Here is an 18,234-nt window from a genome sequence, read left to right on the forward strand (position 1 = left end):
ATTATTCGCCGCCACCTGCTGCCGATTTTTTAGTACCTTCGTCTTTATATACAAGGCGCGGCTTCTCACCATTCTGCACCACTGCTTCATCTACAATAACGTGCGACACGTTTTCCAGCGATGGCAGGTCGTACATGGTGTCGAGGAGAATGTTTTCAAGAATGGCGCGCAGGCCACGTGCACCAAGCTTTCTGTCCATTGCCTTTTTGGCAATAAGTCGCAGGGCCTCATCTTGAAACTCAAGTTCCACCCCTTCCATTGCGAAGAGCGCGTGAAACTGGCGAGTCAGTGCATTGCGCGGTCTTGTAAGAATATCTACGAGCGCATCTTCATCCAGCTCGTGCAGTGTTGTCACTACCGGAAGTCGACCGACAAATTCGGGGATAAGGCCATATTTGACCAAATCTTCCGATTCTACCGTGCTCAAGATTTTTTCTGTCTCGCGGGTATCTTCCCGCTTTTTAAGCTCCGCAGTAAAACCAATGCCGGATTTATCGCTGCGCGCGCGAATCACTTTCTCAAGACCTGCAAATGCACCGCCACAGATAAAGAGGATATTGGAGGTATCGACCTGCAAAAACTCCTGCTGTGGATGCTTGCGCCCGCCCTGCGGTGGCACGGAGGCTACAGTACCTTCAATCAGCTTGAGCAGCGCCTGCTGCACACCCTCGCCCGAAACGTCACGGGTAATGGACGGGTTATCAGATTTTCGGGAAATTTTGTCAATTTCATCAATATAGACAATGCCCTGCTGTGCTTTTTCAACGTCGTAGTCGCATTTTTGCAACAGCTTCTGGATGATATTTTCCACATCCTCACCAACATACCCCGCTTCGGTCAGCGTTGTGGCATCACTCATGGCAAAAGGTACGTTAAGCATGCGCGCAAGCGTCTGAGCGAGGAGAGTTTTACCACTGCCGGTGGGGCCTATGAGAAGAATGTTACTCTTACCAAGCTCAACACCATTCTCGGGTTTATGGCGCAGGCGTTTGTAGTGGTTGTAAACCGCGACTGAAAGGACCTTTTTGGCATGCGGCTGACCAATAACATAGTCATCTAGAAACTCGGCAATTTCTCGCGGAACCGGAAGCCTTGATTCAGCGGCGGCCTGCGGCGCATCCTGTACTTCCTCGCGGATAATATCGTTACACAATTCCACACACTCATCGCAGACAAACACAGAGGGGCCTGCAATAAGCTTTTTGACTTCATGCTGGCTTTTGCCACAAAAAGAACAATACAGAACTTTATCGCCAGTCCCGCTGCCAGATTTACTCATCGAAAACCTCTCTCTAAATCGCTACAATTCATCGGTAATGCTGAAGGACCGGTTAATACCGCCGTGACCCTGTGATTGCAGCTGTTTAAACACCTGCCGGAATCGGTTGACAGTCATTAATAACATCCCCTTGATTGTAGCAAATCATACTTCATTTGTACCGAATCATTTTCAGAAGGGGATTGGGGATTTGCGTGCATGTCAAAAAACGCGTAATCATGCGGCACGCTGTAACTTGGAAAGAGCGCACCGCATAACTTTCAGGTTCAGCCTTCGCGGCCTTCAAACACTTTATCAATAAGACCGTAATCACGGGCCTGGAATGCGCTCATGAAGTTATCACGTTCGGTGTCACGCATGATTTGATCAGGTGTTTTACCGGTATGTTTCGCCATGATGCTGTTGAGACGCTCACGCACGGTCAATGTTTCACGGGCATGAATTTCAATGTCGGTGGCCTGACCCCGGTAGCCGCCCAGAGGCTGGTGAATCATCACCCGCGCATTCGGGAGGCAATAGCGTTTGCCAGGAGCACCGGCACAGAGCAGCAATGCCGCAGCACTGGCCGCCTGACCAATACAGAGCGTACTGACATCTGGCTTGATAAACTGCATCGTGTCGTAAATGGCAAGTCCCGCCGTCACCACTCCACCCGGGGAGTTAATATAAATCGAAATATCCTTATCCGGGTTTTCTGATTCCAGAAAGAGCAGCTGGGCAACCACAAGGTTCGCCATGTGGTCTTCAACCTCACCCAGCAGAAAAATGATACGGTCTTTCAGGAGTCGTGAGTAGATGTCGTAGGAGCGCTCCCCGCGGGAAGTCTGCTCCACTACAATCGGTACAAGACCACTGGCGTTTCGGATGCGCTCCGCGCTTTCGAAAGACATAGTTATTCTCCTGCGTTTTCCGTGCCCTTCTTCGGGTTCATCACGGATTCGTAATCCATTACCTTTTTAACGCAATTGGCATCTTCGAGGATTTTCTCAGCCACAAGCTCCTCCAGAGCCAACGCTTCCACTTCTCCCATGCGCTCTTTGCTGGAGGCATACCATGCGCGCAGCTGCTCAGGGTGCTCATACGCACTGGCCATGGAATCAATTATTGCATCAACCCGGGCCTTGTCTGCAACCAGTTCGTGTTTTTTCACATACTCAGCAAACAACAGGCCAAGATGTACGCGCCGTTTAGCCTGGGCTTCGAAGAGTTCGCGCGGAAAATCCGGAATTTGTTCGTGTTCTGAGTGCTCAGGGCCAAAAAGACGGTGATACATTTCGTGCTTCAGATGGCCGATTTCACGCTCTATCAGCGCGTTTGGCAAATCAAAAGCGTTCTTTTCGAGGAGCTTCGTGAACGTGGTTTCACGGTTCAGTGCTTTCAGGCGGCGGCTTAATTCCCGCTCCATGTTTTCACGGATGTCTTTTTTAAGCGCTTCAATGCCCCCTTCGAGGATATTGAACTGTTCAGCGAATGCATCGTCGAGCTCAGGAAGCTGGCTTTCCATCACTTCATGGACGGTGATGTTAAAGGTTGTTGCCTTGCCGGCAAGGTCCTTATGGCCATAATCAGCCGGGAAGGTGACGCTTATTTCAAACGGCTTGCCGGTTTCCTTGCCGGTGATGCCTTCTTCAAAGCCCGGAATCATGCTGCCGGAACCAAGCACCAGCTCATGCCCCTCGGCACGGCCACCTTCAAAAGGCACGCCATCGAGGAAACCTTCAAAATCTATGCGTACTTTATCGCCATTCTGGCAGGTGCGCGAAACGGCATGCCAGGTTTTGTTCTGCTCACGCAGCTTTTCCATCATGGCATCAAGGTCTTTGTCGCTGACAACTGCTTCAACCACTTCCACGTCTGCTTTATTGAGCTCATGGACCTCAAACTGCGGGAACACTTCGAAGGTTGCGGAGTATTCGAAGTCCTTGCCTTTTTCAAGCGTGCCAATCTCAACCTGAGGATAATCGGCAGGATTCAGGTCTTTATCCTTCAGCGCTTCAAACAGTGTCGACTGCATCATGTCCCGTGCCACTTCTTCACGCACGCCATCAGCATAACGCTGAACCACGATGTTCATGGGCGCCTTGCCGGGGCGAAAGCCTTGTACTTTGGCGTTGCGGGCAAGATTCTTGAGACGAAGGGATACCTCTTCCTCAATCTTGTCTGTGGGTACGCTAATCGTTACCTTGCGTTCCAGCCCCTTCAGGGTCTCGAAAGAAACTTGCATCTGGTCACCTCTGTGAAAAAAAATTCATTCTGTAATGGTGCGAAAGGAGAGACTCGAACTCTCACGGGTTTCCCCACTGGAACCTAAATCCAGCGCGTCTGCCATTCCGCCACTTTCGCGAACAGGGGGGAATTATCCGGGAGTACCGGCCTCTTGTAAAGCCTTCATGATGGCTAAGATGCCTGGGTACTGCACGGAAGGGAAAGATGGGGTGAACGATGGGACTCGAACCCACGACAACCGGGATCACAACCCGGGGCTCTACCAACTGAGCTACGCTCACCATAACACGATGTGGCCGGGGAGGCCTGCCAGAAATACTGGCACGCCCGGCAGGATTCGAACCTGCTACCCTCGGCTTAGAAGGCCGATGCTCTATCCAGATGAGCTACGGACGCAAAAAACTGGTCGGGGTGGAGGGATTCGAACCCCCGACATCCTGCTCCCAAAGCAGGCGCGCTACCAGGCTGCGCTACACCCCGCCTACCCCAATGTGGGGCAGCGGGGTGATAATACGCTGCTGTCTATCCAAGGTCAAGTAAAAAACGCTTTTTGTGTCGCGAGACAAGTCGGTTATACCCATACCTGGATAGGGTCCCGCATTCAAACTATGAAACAGAGCCTCACAAGAAGAAACACCCGCTACCGTGTTCCTCTTTATAATCAGCCTTCTCGTTCGTTGAGAGTGTATGGTATTCCTGTAGCAACCCCAGAAATTTTGCCATGTCTGTCCGTTGAATGTATGTATAACGCTCACATGCCAGTGCGGGATCAAACGGATTTTCGCCTCTGCGCATGGCCTCGGAGATCCACTCCAGATATTCATATCGCACCGCGGCCGGGGAAGCATATATCACTCGAGGATCTTTACGTACCATAAACTCAATCATGTCTTTAATCTGAGCCTTGCGTGCTATCCGCAATGATGCATCCCCATTCACTGCTTCGCTGCTGCTGGAACTGCTGAACTGCTGGAACTGCTGGAACTGACAGTATGGCTGCAACTGCAAATGGCTTCCAGACGTGCACACTCTGCATCAAGTTCCTCTTGCGACCACAACAAACTGCATTCCGGCCGTGGATATGCAGGTATAACTATTGGGGTTGTATCGGCTTTCGCCAAGTCTTTCAAAGCATCAAGGTATGCTGAAAGTATGCCGCATGCTTGCGATACGGAGCCATCCTCATTGACAACGCTCCAAAAGTACCTTTCAGGCTGTGAGAAAAAAGGAACTGAGGAATTGGAGGCTCCTGGTTCCATGGAGCCTGCACTACCCGAAAACTTAATACCAATCTGATGACAATAGCGATACATCAACAGCAGGCGGTCGTGTGCCCTGGTAGAAATCCATATGTCAATCTGGGCGTTCGTTCCCCAAAATTGACCAGCATCCTCGAAAGATGCGAGGTTTTCATCGGAAATAAACCGCACTCCGCCTTCAACCCCTCCGATAATCTTCAGCCCGAATAGAGCATCGCGGGCCGCTATGCGGACTGATGAGGCTTTGCCCAGAAAACGGAAAGTGACAAATTTGTCATTCGCTGAAAAACCAAAATCCACTCCGGGGATGGTCTGCACGACTTTATCAGGCATTTAAACTCCGTATCTGTCATATGCTCCAACACGCTCACTATTCTGCCATGGAGCATGAATACCTGCTACTGCTGTACTGTAGAATAGAGTGGATTATATTGAGAACATTCTGATACCTGATTTGATTTAGGGCCTGTTGACATTTGGTGGCGCGAAGCGAAAAACACGTCAATTTAGGCCAAATTTTATCTTGAGTGAGGAGAATAGCTGGCTCTATTTAACGAACTCAAGGTTAAATTTGGACAAATTGACGTGGTTTGCAGCCGTGTTATCAATTGTCAACAGGCCTTAGTATCAGAGCGAGCAAAAAACGCTGCCGCTTGATTTTGTGCAAAAAACACATCAAAATGATTATAACGAGGTCAGCGAGTCAATGTCATGCCCGAAAATGATGATTACATGACAATATACATCGAGCTGAGTACGGAAGAGTACATGGATCTTCTGAAGAAGAAGCCTCGTGATCAGAAAACCGACATTGTCACTATCTTGAATACTCGTTACATGATTGAGGATAGAAATTCACCTTCTCGCAAAAAGGACTTTTATCCCGACGATACATTTCAGATAATCAGCGTTCAAGTGCCAAAAAATAAGGCAGTTAGAACAAGTACGATACTTGAAGTATATGCCTTGAGTCAAAAGGTTAGCGCTGAAGAAATTGCATATGATTCGCTGCCGCCAGTCAACGACTACGTTCTTGTCAAGTTATCTCAACAGCAGGCAGTGAAAACCAGAACTGGTGGTGAATCGCTGCCGTCAGTCAGCGATTCAGCTTTTGTCAAGTCGCCTCAACAGCTGGCAGCGAAAACTGGGACTGGTGCCGATACGCCTTCTGGAACCGCTTCATTTTTCAGTCGTAATGCAATGACAGTGGCGACAACACTCGCGGGCATTGTTGGTTTTGGGATGCTTGCAGTTGGTATATTGTTTCTGATTGCCAATCCAGCAGGACTGGTTGCAGCAGGAATTATTGTCGGTGCCAGTGTAGCCGGCGGTATCATTGGTTTTTTTACTGGACGTTCAATTGATGATATTCGTGAAAAAGACATGCCCAAATCCCATACAAGCACAACGACTATGTTTGGTACATTGATGCCTGAAGGTGATTCTGATAAAAAGCCTGGCCACGACGCCACTCTCTCACCCAGGGACTCTACTGAGGTATCCCCCTCCAGGAGCACTACTGGCGCATCCCTCCCGAGGAGCGCTCCTGATGCATCCCCTTTCAGCAGCACTTCTGATGATCCCCCTTCCAGCAGCCTTTCCAAAAAATCTCCATAACATCAACACATGCCAGAGCGCTCACCCTTGCCGTTGACCGTTCACCACGCTACCATCAACGGAATGCTCGCTATCCCCGGAATCACGCGTGAAAACATGCCCTCTCCCCCTCTTTGACAGCCTCCAGCACCTTAACCGAAACCATGAATACGCGCGCCTTCCGAGTGAGGACTTTCGTGATGATTTTTATCATGCGCTGCAGTTTCTTAAAAGTTACACCGGAAGCCTTGGAACGTTTAACAGTTATCGGCGCGAAGTCGAGCGGCTTTTGCAGTGGGCGTGGAATGTGCGCCAGAAATCGCTTGCCAGCCTTAAACGCGATGACATAGAGCAGTTTGTGCATTTTTGCCAGAATCCCCCCGAAAGCTGGATAAGCACAAAAAAGGTACCCCGCTTTATTGAGGAAGTGGGGCTCAGAGTGCCAAACCCGGCATGGCGGCCGTTTGTTTCAGGCGTCTCCAAGGCCGCCCGTAAAATCGGCGCTACCCCGGATATCGGGCGATTTCAACTGTCCCAAGGAGCAATCGCTGAGATTTTTGCCATTCTTGGCACGTTTTTCAATTTTCTCATGGCTGAGGAATATCTCGTTGCCAATCCAGTTGCTCTTATTCGTCAGAAAAGCCGTTTTTTACGTAAAAGCCAGGCACATGCGCCAGTTCGTCGCCTAAGCCTCATGCAATGGGAACATGTTTTAAGTGCCGCTGAAACACTGGCCGAGAATAATCCGCTGCTTCATGAGCGAACCTGCTTTATCCTGAACCTGCTTTTTGGGATGTATCTGCGTATCTCAGAACTTGCCGCAAGCGGACGCTGGACGCCATCCATGAATGATTTTGCGAAAGACAGCCAGGGACGGTGGTGGTTTACAACGGTTGGCAAGGGAAATAAAGAACGCCAGATTGCCGTCAGTGATGCCTTACTGGATAGCCTGCGCCGCTGGCGCACGTTCCTCGGACTCCCCCCGCTGCCAACTGCCGCAGATAACTCGCCGCTCATCCCCAAAATGCGCGGCAACGGCCCCATGCGCGACACCGCCCCCATTCGACGCATCGTACAACGCTGCTTTGATGAGGCCTGTGTGAGCCTGCGCGCGAAAGGTGAAGCGGAAGAAGCCGATGCGCTGATGGTCGCAACTGTCCACTGGCTGCGCCACACCGGTATTTCCGAGGATGTCAAAATCCGCCCGCGCGAGCACGTGCGCGATGATGCCGGTCACAGCTCGAGTGCGACGACCGACAGGTACATCGATGTAGAACGCGAAGCACGCCACCGCTCGGCCAGGCGAAAGGCCATCGTGCCTGAAAATGCCTGAAATCAGGCTCTGTTGACAAGGACTCAGGTCACAAACGGCAAGAGCCACAAGAGCAGTGTGGCAAAGAGAAACAAAAACGCATGCAGTCGAGCTGGATGGTCAAGGCCATAAAAGCGCGTACGGCGAAGCCATATATCAATGAGCAAGACTGGCAGCAGTGCCGTGAGCGTCAGAAGTGCCGTAAGACCTGCCAGTCTTGCATTCTCTCCATACTGAGACTGAAGCCAGTTAACTGGCCAGAAATAGACTGCCTGTATATGAACAAGGCTGATATAGGCATACACCTCCCACGCATACAACGCTGCGGAAACTGTCAGTAATGGACCAAAAAGCAATACGCCCGGAATTTTCGCAAGACGTTTGAAAATTTTCGCAATATCCTGAATAAAAACTATAACTAATGCGCCAGCAAGCACCACGAGTGTCAGCGTATATAAATTCATCCCTGTCGAGCCTCAAGCGTTTCCCAACGTTCAAACAAGCCCTCAAGCTCCGCCTGCGCCGAAGACAACGCCTGATGACAGGCACTGACTGCGGCCGTATCCTGCTGATAAAAGCCCGGAGCTGCCATCTCTGCATTGAGTGCGCCAATGCGGGCCTCCAGTGCCTCAATGGCGGCAGGCAGTCCCTTAAGTTCACGCTGTTCATTATAACTGAGGCGACTGCCCTGAGCCGCTTTGGGTTTTGCTGCTTTGGCAGCAGTAGCCTGTACGCGCTTTTCTGCATGCGCTTTCCACTCATCAAAACCGCCGAGGTGGGCTGCGAAATGCCCATCGCCCTCATACACGAGCACACTCGTCACAACGCGATTGATGAAGGTACGGTCATGGCTGATTAAGAGCAGCGTACCCTTGTACTCAACCAGTAACTGTTCCAGAAGTTCAAGCGTTTCCATGTCAAGATCGTTCGTAGGCTCGTCCATAACCAGAAGGTTCACCGGTTTTGCCAGCACACGTGCGAGCATCAAACGATTACGCTCTCCTCCGGAAAGGCTCCCGGCAGGCTGATTAAAACAGGCAGGCTGAAATAAAAAATCCTTCAGGTAACTTGCGACATGCTTCTGTTTCCCACCAATTACGACATGCTCTGCACCATCGGCAACGTTATCAAGTACCGTGGCATTTAAATCAAGCTGCGAGCGCATCTGGTCAAAAAACGCCACCTCAAGCCCCGTACCGTGACGAAGTGTACCGCTCTCAGGCGTCAGCTCGCCAAGCAGCAGGCGCACCAGCGTGGTTTTTCCACAGCCATTAGGCCCTAAAATTCCGATTTTTTCACCGCGAAGCACCAGCAATGATAAATCGCGCACGAGGGTTCGCCCGCCAATGCCGCCGGTAAGGTGTTTCGCCTCCAGCACAATTTCGCCGGAACGTGAACCATGCGGTGTAGAGGCCTGTACCCGCCCCATTTCGAGGCGCCGCTCGCGGTATTGCTCGCGCATGGCTTTTAAGGCGCGCACGCGTCCCTCATTACGGGTACGCCGTGCCTTGATACCGGTGCGAATCCAGGTTTCTTCGTCCTGAAGGCGTTTATCAAAAAGCGCGTTATGTTTCTGTTCGGTAAGCAGTCGCTCTTCACGTCGGTCAAGCCAGGTCTGATAATCACAAGCGTAACTGTGCAGGTGCCCACGGTCAACTTCGACAATGCGGGTCGCGACCCGCTCCAAAAAGGCACGGTCGTGTGACACAAACACCACGGCACTGCTGCAGGACGCAAGATAGCTCTCAAGCCATTCGATGGATTCAACATCGAGGTGGTTGGTCGGCTCATCGAGTAAAAGAAGTCCTGGGTTTGCGATGAGAGCGGCAGCAAGCAGTGTCCGGCGCTTCATGCCCCCTGAGAGCGTCTGCATTTCGGCATCAGGGTCAATGCCAAGGCGGCTTGCCATGGTTTCCACCCGCGGCAAAACCTCCCAGGCGTTCAGATTATCGAGGCGCTGCTGGCAGCGGGAGAGTGCCTCCATGTCCTCCCCCTGCAAAAGCCTGCGGTATTCAGCCAGTACCTCGCCCGTCTCTCCAAGGCTTTTAACAAGAAAATGATACACACTCTCCCCGTCACTGACGGGCACTTCCTGATCAAGTCCTGCGACACTGATGCCTGACTGGCGGTGTATCTGCCCCGAATCGACAGCTACCGTACCCGCAATAATGCGCATCAGGGTGGTTTTACCGGCCCCGTTACGACCGGTTAACGCAATACGCTCCCCCTGCTCAACCTGTAAATCGGCATGTTTGAGGAGGTAGTGTCCACCAATTTGAAAGGACACATTCAGCAACGCTAAAATACTCATAAGTCTTCTGTTGCCTCAACCGTCGGCAAGAACCATTATCCCGTCCGCTTCTACCATCGCCCCCCGCGGCAGTGCGGAAATGCCAATGGCGGCGCGCGCCGGCCAGGGTTCGGAAAAATGGCGGGACATGGCCGCGTTTACTTTGGGGAAATGCACGAGGTCTGTCAGGTAGATAGTCAGTTTTACCACTTGCGAAAGACTGCCGCCTGCAGCTCGACATACGGCAGCAAGGTTCAGAAAAACCTGCTCAATCTGTGCGTCAATATCATCGCTGCACAACTCACCACTTTTAGGACAAAGCGGAATCTGGCCGGAAAGGTATACGGTATTGCCTGCGCGCACAGCCTGGCTGTAGGTGCCAATCGCCGCCGGCGCATCGGTAGTATGAATGGGAATCATGGATTACTCCCCTGTCGGTTTCGGTAAAGACGCGTGACTATTTTATAGGCTCGCAACCGGCGCATCACACGCGCCAGATGCTTGCGATCACGCACGCTGATGGAGAAGGTCACGGCATTGTAGCAGCCATCCCCCGGGTCAACACTGATGTTACCAATGTTAGACTCGGAATCGGATATCGCACTCGCAAGGGTTGCCAGCACACCGCGCTGGTTTGCGACTTCCACAGTGATATCAACCCAGTATTCGCCCCGCACATTCTCATCCCAGCGCAGCGGAATGCACTGTTCGGGATTACTGCGGGCAGGATTAAGGCGTGGACAGTCACTGGTGTGAACCACAATCCCCCGCCCCTGCTGAAAACGACCGACTATGCTGTCGCCGGGCAACGGCTGACAGCAGTCGGCAAATTGCACCACCATGCCTTCCGTGCCCTTAATAGCAAGCGGCGGACAGGTGTCTTTCTCCGGCGACTTTTCATCCTTCGAGCGCTCTTCGTCAGCAACAAGACGCCTTGCAATCACCATTGGCATCTGGTTCCCCATGCCGAGCGCATGCAGCAGTTCATCGGTGGTTTTATAGTTTAAATCTTTCATAACCGCCTGCATGGACTCTGGTGGCACGCGGGCATAGTCACAGTCAAGGCTTTCAAGCGCCTGTTCAAGCAGGCGTTTGCCAAGCTGTACCGACTCACTGTGCTGGCGGGTTTTAAGAAAGTGACGAATGTTGCTGCGCGCCTTTCCTGTGACCACAAAGTTGAGCCAGGCAGGATTGGGATTGGCGTCAGAGGCCGTAATAATTTCGACGGTCTGACCATTAACGAGCGGCATGCTGAGGGGCACCAGTCGCCGGTTAACCTTCGCCGCAACACAGGTGTTGCCTACGTCAGAATGAACGGTATAGGCAAAATCAACCGGTGTGGCACCTTTTGGCAACTCCATGATATGCCCCTTCGGCGTAAAGACATAAATTTCATCCGGGAACAAATCAATTTTGACGTTTTCAATAAATTCGAGCGAATTCCCACTGCCACGCTGCAGCTCCAGCAACCGCTGCACCCATTCGCGCGCGCGCAGCTGTGCTTCATTAATTTCCCGTCCGCTGGATTTGTAAATCCAATGCGCGGCAACACCGTTTTCAGCAACGCTGTCCATGTCACGGGTTCGAATCTGCACCTCAAGCGGCACACCAAAAGGGCCAAACAGTGTGGTGTGCAGCGACTGATAGCCATTGGCCTTTGGAATACCGATATAATCTTTAAAACGCTGTGGCACGGGTTTGTAGGTACAATGCAGTGCACCCATAACACGGTAACAGGCATCAATATCGGCAGTAATCACTCGAAATGCAAAAACATCGGTAATTTCAGCGAAAGATGCGCGTTTCTGGCGCATTTTACGATAAATACCATACAAATGTTTCTGGCGGCCAAAAACGTGCTGGAAAGGAATGCCAAGCGTTTCCATGGTGCGCTGTAAATCGTGCTCTATCTGCTGGGTCAGTTCGCGCCGATTGCCGCGTGCCTTGTCAAACGCCGATTTAATCGCTCGATAGCGCATGGGGTAGAGCGCCTGAAACCCAAGGTCTTCGAGCCCGACATAGAGCGTGTGCATACCGAGACGATTAGCGATAGGGGCATAGATTTCGAGTGTTTCGATGGCAATTCGCCGACGCTTGACTGCGGGCATGGCGCCAAGCGTACGCATATTATGGAGCCGGTCAGCGAGCTTTACGATGATAACGCGGATATCCTTCACCATCGCAAGCACCATCTTGCGAAAGTTCTCCGCCTGCGCCTCGGCACGGGATTCAAATTTTATTTTAGTAAGCTTGGTGACACCATCGACAAGCGCTGTCACCTCGTCACCAAATTGACGCTGCAGCGTTTCCTTGCTGACGCCGGTGTCTTCGACCACATCATGGAGCAGTGTCGCCATGATGGTCTGGTAATCAAGGCGCATGCGCGCAAGAATGAGCGCCGCTGCCACCGGATGCGTAATATAGGGCTCGCCTGAACGGCGCATCTGTCCCTGATGCGCTTTTTCTGCCAAAAGATAGGCCTTGCGGCACTTTTCAATCAGCTCCGGCTCGAGGTAATGCTCCAGCTCTTCGTGTAACTCCCCAAAGTAGCTCACTACCCACTCCCTGCAGGTTTTTTTAGTCTTCTTCCAGAATTTTCGGGCTAATCAACCCTTCTGCAATTTCACGCAGCGCAACCACGGTGGGCTTGTCATTTTCCCACTCCACCAGCGGCTGCTCACCACGCACTGCAATCTGGCGTGCGCGCTTTGTAGCGACCATAACCAGTTCAAAACGGTTTTCCACATGCTCAAGGCAATCTTCAACGGTTACACGTGCCATGCAACGGCCCCTCCCAAACGTAAAAACAATGGCTGATGATTTTCACAGCCCAAGGAATAAATTGTAGCGCAATTTGCGCGATAAACACACCCTGCTGAAACGTTATGAAAGCAGGGTCGAGAGCAGTTTACGATGACTCATCGCCTGACGTGCCACGCGGTGACGCTCAGACATTACAATTGCCTTAAGCGCTTCACTGGCTTCCTCAAAGACATCGTTAACAATGAGGTAGTCAAATTCGCTGAAATGCTGCATTTCAGCCCGGGCCTGCTCCATGCGGCTGTCAATCACGGCCTCGTTGTCCCGCCCGCGCTTTTCAAGCCGTTCTCGAAGGACTGTGAGTGATGGGGGAATGACAAATACGGTGACAGCACCTGGAAAAAGCCTGCGAATCTGCGCCGCTCCCTGCCAGTCAATGTCAAGCACGACATCCAGCCCATTGGCCAGACGCTCGCGAATCTCAGCAACAGAGGTCCCGTAATAATGTCCAAAAACCCGTGCATGCTCAACAAAGGCCTCTTCGGCCACCATTGCTTCAAAAGCCGGCTCATCGATAAAAAAATAATCGACGCCGTCAACTTCACCTGGACGCTGTTCACGGGTGGTATGGGATGTAGATACCACAATATCCGCAATGTCACGCACCAGCGCCTTGACCAGACTGGTCTTGCCTCCGCCGGAAGGTGCCGCCACGACAAATACACTGCCCCGCATGCGCATGCCCCACTTACTCTAACCACAAATCTCAGAATGCGCGACTATACCGTAAACGCGCAAATAATGCACGTATTTACGCACTGCAAGAGGAGCCTGCATGAAACCGGAAACGGTTGTCCTGCGTTCAGCCTCAGGCCTGCACACACAAGGCTGTCTTTTCGCTCAACAGAACCACGGCGTGTCCTCATTTCATGATGTGAAGCGAAAATGTGGCGCTTTGGTCTTATATCGTGAAACAGGGACACACCTTGATAGATTATCCAGGCTGCATGCCGTTAACACCTGACGCTCTTTCCAGCATTTCGCTATCCATCGAAGACGCTGCAGACACTGTCGGGGCGTTTAAGTCCAGTTGTAATAAGAGTCTTGACATCAAGGAGCCTTCTTTTTCACGAAGGTTTTCCCTGTTTGTTCTCATCACATCATCCAGGAGCACTTGTACCGCCGGCCGCGTCATTGCGTTATCGCCAGGCATCAGTTCAATCAAATCGCGCCCCCGAAAGACATTGATTAAATCGATGATGTCCGAATCAACCAAATTGTTCATGCTGCTTACATCGATTCGTAATGACCGAAGATTCTCTGGCAGCGCCCGCATAATCTCGAGAAGCTCAGCTTGAGAATACTTGCCGGGTACATTATCGCTCAAAACAAAACTGAGGGTATCAGGTGGCAGATGTTTTATTGTATCAAGCATGTTTTGGTGGGTTTTGTCTTCCAAAAAAAATCGCATGCTCTGTCTCCTTGATTTCGTGTCGTTCAACCACTGCTCAGATGTTTAACACATTGTGCATATTTTAATTCCGAGTATTTACAACTTAACATAGAGGCGCACTTGTTTCATAGCCCTGAACTGGCTGCGTTGCCTGTAACCTGATGCAAGGGTTGCTGCCGCAGCTTCATCTGCGAACCGTCCTGTAATAACAGGCCTTCGTATAACATCGAGCCTGAGAGACAAGTCGCATTCCAGTCTTCATGAGGGTATACTTGCCTTTTTTTCGTTGAGGATATTTGCATGCGTCCAAGCAACCGTGAGACCAATCAGCTGCGTGACATCCGCATCACCCGTAATTACACCCGGCATGCCGAGGGTTCCGTGCTGGTGGAATTTGGACAGACGCGGGTACTGTGCACCGCATCAGTGGTGGATGGTGTTCCACGCTTTCTGAAAGGTAAGAATCAGGGCTGGATTACTGCGGAATATGGCATGTTGCCCCGAGCCACTCACAGCCGGACTGAGCGCGAAGCGAGCCGCGGTCGTCAGGGGGGACGCACCCTTGAAATTCAGCGCCTTATCGGCCGCTCGCTGCGTGCCTGTGCAGACCTGAAAACCATCGGCGAAAATACCATAGCCATTGACTGCGATGTGCTTCAGGCCGATGGCGGAACCCGTACTGCCTCAATTACCGGTGCATGTGTAGCATTACACGATGCGCTGAACTGGATGGTTACGCGGGAAAAAATCCGCAAAATGCCGGCGTTTACCTGGGTGGGTGCCGTATCCGTAGGTATTTATCGCGGTCAACCGGTGCTTGATCTTGACTATGCGGAAGATGTGCTCGCCGAAACGGACATGAACGTTGTCATGAACGATAAACAGCAGTTTATAGAAGTCCAGGGAACGGCTGAAGATAAAAGCTTCTCCCGCGCCGAACTCGATGCCATGCTGTCGCTCGCGGAAAGCGGTATCAACACGTTGATTGACCTGCAGCGCAACGCCTGACGCGCGCACAAGGATGCGCACATGACCATCGCCATGCGTGTTCAGGCAGTCCTTCAAAGGCTTCGTGCAGCTGAAAAGGAGGCCAATCGCTCCGAGGGTGCTGTCAGTCTCCTTGCCGTCAGCAAGGGGCAGACGGTGGGTGCCATTCGTGAAGCTTTTGCGGCAGGGTTAAGCGCTTTTGGCGAAAACCGCTGTCAGGAGGCGCTTGTTAAAATGCAGGCGCTTCAGGACCTGCCCATCACATGGCATTTTATCGGACCGCTGCAGAGTAATAAGCTCAAACGTATTGCTCAGTCATTTGACTGGGTGCACAGTGTCGCAAGCCTTGAGGCGGCGGAAAAGCTCGCGGACAATCGACCGACTGCCTTACCGCCACTTAATATCTGCCTGCAGATAAACCTTGATGCAGAAGCGCAAAAAGCCGGCATTTCTCCGAGTGAAGCCCACGCGCTCGCTGAGGCGGTCTCAAAGCCTGCGGGCCTTTGTCTGCGCGGTCTGATGTGCATCCCGACAGCCAATACGAGCCCCGAGCGTCAATATGCTGCTTTCAAGCGCCTTGCAGACCTTATGGAATCGCTGAACCGTGACACCTCTCTCGCACTCGATACACTGTCAATGGGCATGAGTGCCGATATGGTGCCGGCGGTCATTGCAGGAAGCACCATTGTACGCATCGGACGCGCACTTTTTGGAGAAGAGGAGATTCCAGCATCATGAAAATCACCTTTGCAGGCTATGGCAGCATGGCAAAAGCACTTGCCAGAGGACTCTCAGCGGCAGGATTCACGGACTTACACGCTTTCGCGCCCTCACTGACGAGGGCCGTTGATGGGCATGGCGTTATAACCACCAGCCATCCTTCTGAGGCACTCTGCAATGCGGAAGTGGTCATACTCGCGGTCAAACCGCAGCAGATGCAGGAGGTGATGGCGGCAATTTCGGCATATATTCCCGCAAGCTGCCTGCTGATTTCGGTGGCGGCGGGCCTTTCATGCGCTTTTTTTGCAGAAACCGCGAATGAGGCGCATGCACTGGTGCGCGCCATGCCAAACCTCGCCGCCGCATTCAACGAAGGCGCAACGGCCCTTTTTGCGAATGCATGGACAACGCCCGCGCAAAAAAACACCGCAGAGGTGTTGTTTGCTGCCGTGGGACGCGTTGCCTGGCTTAAGCATGAGGAGGATATGGACGCCTTTACCGCTCTGGCAGGAAGCGGGCCTGCGTATGTTTTTCTCTTTCTCGAAGCACTCGAAAAAGGCGCCATCGCGCTTGGGCTCGATGAAGAAACTTCGCGCGTTTTTGCGCTGCAGACGCTTAAAGGTGCTGTCGCTGTCTGCACGCACAGTAACGAAACGTTTGCGACACTGCGGGATAAAGTCACATCTCCTGCTGGCACAACTGCCGCGGCTCTGGCTATACTGAAGACTCGAGGCTTTGAAGACGTGATTGCAGACGCCCTGCGGGCAGCGGCGGCGCGATCGCGCGAGCTTCTGGCGCACGGGCGTCAGAAGCAGTAACCCATTTGAGGAAACACCATGTCCGGAATTTTAAGCGTAGCATTTTTTCTGGTGTCACTTTTTTTTGCGCTTGTGCTTTTTTTACTTTGGGCGCGCATCCTGCTCCGTTTTTTTGGAGCGACACCCCGACAGGCCGGCAATGCCGCCATTATTCGTTTGACGAATGCTTTTGTGAAGCCCTTCCAGCGCATCTTTGGCACACATGCAAATGCGAAATCACCCTACGACATACCGGCGCTTGCGTCAGTAGTTACGCTGGTGATTATCAAGCTGGTGCTCTATGGACTGTTCCTGACCGGTGGATTTATCGGGTTTGGTTATCTTCTGGTCTATCTCGCCGGAGACCTGATTGTGCGCCCCTGTAACGCGCTTTTCTACTGCGTGCTGCTGACCCTTCTTATCAGCTGGATACGCCCGGACTGGAAGCATCCGGTGGCTGAAGCACTCTGGTACCTGAGTGAGCCGGTACTGAAGTTTACCCGCCGTTTCGTGCGCCCGATAGCCGAACTTGACCTGGCTCCCCTGGTAGCGATGGTCGCGCTGAAAGCCATTGTTATCTTTATCGAGGCCACGCTCTCCGGCATGCCTCTGCAAAACACCTGGGTGTAAAATAGTATATACTTTACACACACAGGAATGTTGAAGGGCAAAATCATGCGTGGATGCCGTGGTGTTGTAATAACAGCTGCACTGGTACTGTCAGCACAGGCTTCAGCGGACGATAATTATTACTGCTCGCAAAACAGCGCCTGGATAAGTGTCGGCATGGCACAAAGCCAGGTGCTGGCCGCCTGCGGCACGCCTCTCAGCAAACAGACCTCTCAGCTGCCGGCCACACAGAAAGTGCCGGTGCAGCAGCTTATCTACAATAACATGGGCACAAGCAGCGCTTTTTATGGCGTGTGGAACATTCCGACCGGCTCCGGCGGGGTGCAGCTTGAGGTGGATGTCAGCAATAACAAGGTAGTAGCCGTGCGCATTAATGGCTCTGGCACCAATGCTTTTTCCGTATGCCAGGGTGCGAACATCGCGGTAGGTGACCCCTCGTTTAAAGTCTATAATGCCTGCGGCAGTCCCACCATTGTTAACAATACCTTCATCAACCAGATGATTCCTGGTGCTCCAAAACCAGAAATCTGGACGTACCAGGCCAGTCAGTATCAACCCCCGGTTTCCTTGACTTTTGTGAACGGCAATTTACAATCCATCGATTAACCCTTTGCCGGAACGTGTTTCATGAGTGATTCCATTGACAGTCTTACCATCTCCTACCAGGACAACGGCACGGAAACCGTGCGCGAGCTGGACAAACAGGTCCTGACCCGCGGCGCATGGACGACCATCATTTTTCGCTATCAGGACTGGGAGCCAGCCAAAAACGCCTGGAGCCCGGTGCGTTTTTCCATTCGCCGTTATCAGAAACGCAATGATCAATACTGGCAAAAATCGAAATTTAATATCTCAAGCACTGAACAGGCTCGAAAAATCATTGATGTATTAAATCAATGGCTTGAGCAGGAAGTTCCCGAATAAT

The 18,234-nt window shown here is 52.1% G+C and carries 19 protein-coding genes and 4 tRNA genes; 8 read left to right on the top strand and 15 right to left on the bottom strand.

Annotation, left to right across the window (positions count from 1 at the left end; genetic code table 11):
* Position 1: 1 nt before the first annotated feature.
* The 8 genes from clpX to E4T54_RS04375 all read right to left on the bottom strand — a co-directional run bounded on the left by clpX (position 2) and on the right by E4T54_RS04375 (position 5,097).
* Positions 2-1,279 carry an ATP-dependent Clp protease ATP-binding subunit ClpX gene (gene clpX, locus E4T54_RS04340; protein ID WP_028386109.1) on the bottom strand — a complete coding sequence of 426 codons (1,278 nt, stop codon included), beginning with the start codon at positions 1,277-1,279 and terminating at the stop codon, positions 2-4.
* Positions 1,280-1,545: 266 nt separating this feature from the next.
* The gene (clpP, locus tag E4T54_RS04345; RefSeq protein ID WP_028386110.1) at positions 1,546-2,169 is read right to left on the bottom strand and encodes an ATP-dependent Clp endopeptidase proteolytic subunit ClpP; all 624 of its coding nucleotides are present in this window, start codon (positions 2,167-2,169) and stop codon (positions 1,546-1,548) included.
* Positions 2,170-2,171: 2 nt separating this feature from the next.
* A complete protein-coding gene (tig, locus tag E4T54_RS04350; protein WP_028386111.1) occupies positions 2,172-3,503 on the bottom strand; it encodes a trigger factor in 1,332 nt (443 codons plus the stop codon).
* 35 nt (positions 3,504-3,538) lie between these two features.
* A tRNA-Leu gene (locus E4T54_RS04355) sits at positions 3,539-3,622 on the bottom strand.
* 88 nt (positions 3,623-3,710) lie between these two features.
* Positions 3,711-3,786, bottom strand: a tRNA-His gene (locus tag E4T54_RS04360).
* Positions 3,787-3,824: 38 nt separating this feature from the next.
* A tRNA-Arg gene (locus E4T54_RS04365) sits at positions 3,825-3,901 on the bottom strand.
* 7 nt (positions 3,902-3,908) lie between these two features.
* Positions 3,909-3,985, bottom strand: a tRNA-Pro gene (locus E4T54_RS04370).
* Between the two features lie 455 nt (positions 3,986-4,440).
* On the bottom strand, positions 4,441-5,097 hold the full coding sequence (locus tag E4T54_RS04375) for a hypothetical protein (protein ID WP_028386113.1): 657 nt from the start codon (positions 5,095-5,097) through the stop codon (positions 4,441-4,443).
* Positions 5,098-5,475: 378 nt separating this feature from the next.
* On the opposite strand from E4T54_RS04375, the gene E4T54_RS04380 reads away from it, so the two are divergent.
* Both E4T54_RS04380 and E4T54_RS04385 read left to right on the top strand, forming a co-directional pair.
* Positions 5,476-6,381, top strand: coding sequence for a DUF308 domain-containing protein (locus tag E4T54_RS04380; protein ID WP_028386114.1), 906 nt, complete (start codon positions 5,476-5,478; stop codon positions 6,379-6,381).
* A gap of 88 nt (positions 6,382-6,469) precedes the next feature.
* Positions 6,470-7,693 (top strand): tyrosine-type recombinase/integrase, encoded by a 1,224-nt coding sequence (locus tag E4T54_RS04385; protein WP_028386115.1) that lies wholly within the window; start codon positions 6,470-6,472, stop codon positions 7,691-7,693.
* Positions 7,694-7,716: 23 nt separating this feature from the next.
* Here E4T54_RS04385 and E4T54_RS04390 read toward each other — a convergent pair whose 3' ends face one another.
* The 7 genes from E4T54_RS04390 to E4T54_RS04420 form a co-directional block, all read right to left on the bottom strand.
* On the bottom strand, positions 7,717-8,136 hold the full coding sequence (locus E4T54_RS04390; protein ID WP_028386116.1) for a hypothetical protein: 420 nt from the start codon (positions 8,134-8,136) through the stop codon (positions 7,717-7,719).
* The gene (locus tag E4T54_RS04395) at positions 8,133-9,983 is read right to left on the bottom strand and encodes an ATP-binding cassette domain-containing protein (RefSeq protein WP_028386117.1); all 1,851 of its coding nucleotides are present in this window, start codon (positions 9,981-9,983) and stop codon (positions 8,133-8,135) included. The genes E4T54_RS04390 and E4T54_RS04395 overlap by 4 nt, the downstream gene beginning before the upstream one ends.
* Before the next feature lie 15 nt (positions 9,984-9,998).
* Entirely contained in the window at positions 9,999-10,382 is a 384-nt protein-coding gene (locus E4T54_RS04400; RefSeq protein WP_028386118.1) for a RidA family protein, read from the bottom strand.
* A complete protein-coding gene (spoT, locus tag E4T54_RS04405) occupies positions 10,379-12,517 on the bottom strand; it encodes a bifunctional GTP diphosphokinase/guanosine-3',5'-bis pyrophosphate 3'-pyrophosphohydrolase (RefSeq protein ID WP_028386119.1) in 2,139 nt (712 codons plus the stop codon). Before spoT ends, E4T54_RS04400 begins: the two co-directional genes overlap by 4 nt.
* A 22-nt stretch (positions 12,518-12,539) precedes the next feature.
* Complete coding sequence (gene rpoZ, locus E4T54_RS04410; RefSeq protein WP_028386120.1) at positions 12,540-12,743, bottom strand: DNA-directed RNA polymerase subunit omega; 204 nt, start codon at positions 12,741-12,743, stop codon at positions 12,540-12,542.
* A 102-nt stretch (positions 12,744-12,845) separates the two neighbouring features.
* Positions 12,846-13,457, bottom strand: a complete 612-nt coding sequence (gene gmk, locus E4T54_RS04415) for a guanylate kinase (protein ID WP_115152805.1) — start codon at positions 13,455-13,457, stop codon at positions 12,846-12,848.
* A gap of 259 nt (positions 13,458-13,716) precedes the next feature.
* Complete coding sequence (locus tag E4T54_RS04420; RefSeq protein ID WP_028386122.1) at positions 13,717-14,193, bottom strand: hypothetical protein; 477 nt, start codon at positions 14,191-14,193, stop codon at positions 13,717-13,719.
* A gap of 282 nt (positions 14,194-14,475) precedes the next feature.
* Here E4T54_RS04420 and rph point away from each other — a divergent pair, with 282 nt between their 5' ends.
* The 6 genes from rph to E4T54_RS04450 are packed head-to-tail and all read left to right on the top strand — an operon-like array spanning position 14,476 to position 18,233.
* On the top strand, positions 14,476-15,183 hold the full coding sequence (gene rph, locus E4T54_RS04425; RefSeq protein ID WP_028386123.1) for a ribonuclease PH: 708 nt from the start codon (positions 14,476-14,478) through the stop codon (positions 15,181-15,183).
* Between the two features lie 21 nt (positions 15,184-15,204).
* Positions 15,205-15,900: a YggS family pyridoxal phosphate-dependent enzyme gene (locus E4T54_RS04430; protein ID WP_035901970.1), complete on the top strand. Its 696-nt coding sequence runs from the start codon at positions 15,205-15,207 to the stop codon at positions 15,898-15,900.
* Positions 15,897-16,700 carry a pyrroline-5-carboxylate reductase gene (gene proC / locus E4T54_RS04435; protein WP_028386125.1) on the top strand — a complete coding sequence of 268 codons (804 nt, stop codon included), beginning with the start codon at positions 15,897-15,899 and terminating at the stop codon, positions 16,698-16,700. Before E4T54_RS04430 ends, proC begins: the two co-directional genes overlap by 4 nt.
* A gap of 18 nt (positions 16,701-16,718) precedes the next feature.
* Positions 16,719-17,309 (top strand): YggT family protein, encoded by a 591-nt coding sequence (locus E4T54_RS04440; RefSeq protein WP_028386126.1) that lies wholly within the window; start codon positions 16,719-16,721, stop codon positions 17,307-17,309.
* Positions 17,310-17,354: 45 nt separating this feature from the next.
* Positions 17,355-17,915: a DUF2845 domain-containing protein gene (locus tag E4T54_RS04445; RefSeq protein ID WP_035901972.1), complete on the top strand. Its 561-nt coding sequence runs from the start codon at positions 17,355-17,357 to the stop codon at positions 17,913-17,915.
* Positions 17,916-17,936: 21 nt separating this feature from the next.
* On the top strand, positions 17,937-18,233 hold the full coding sequence (locus E4T54_RS04450; protein WP_028386128.1) for a hypothetical protein: 297 nt from the start codon (positions 17,937-17,939) through the stop codon (positions 18,231-18,233).
* Position 18,234: the final 1 nt, after the last annotated feature.

This window comes from Legionella geestiana, from assembly GCF_004571195.1.
GTDB classification, from domain to species: Bacteria; Pseudomonadota; Gammaproteobacteria; order Legionellales; family Legionellaceae; genus Legionella_B; species Legionella_B geestiana.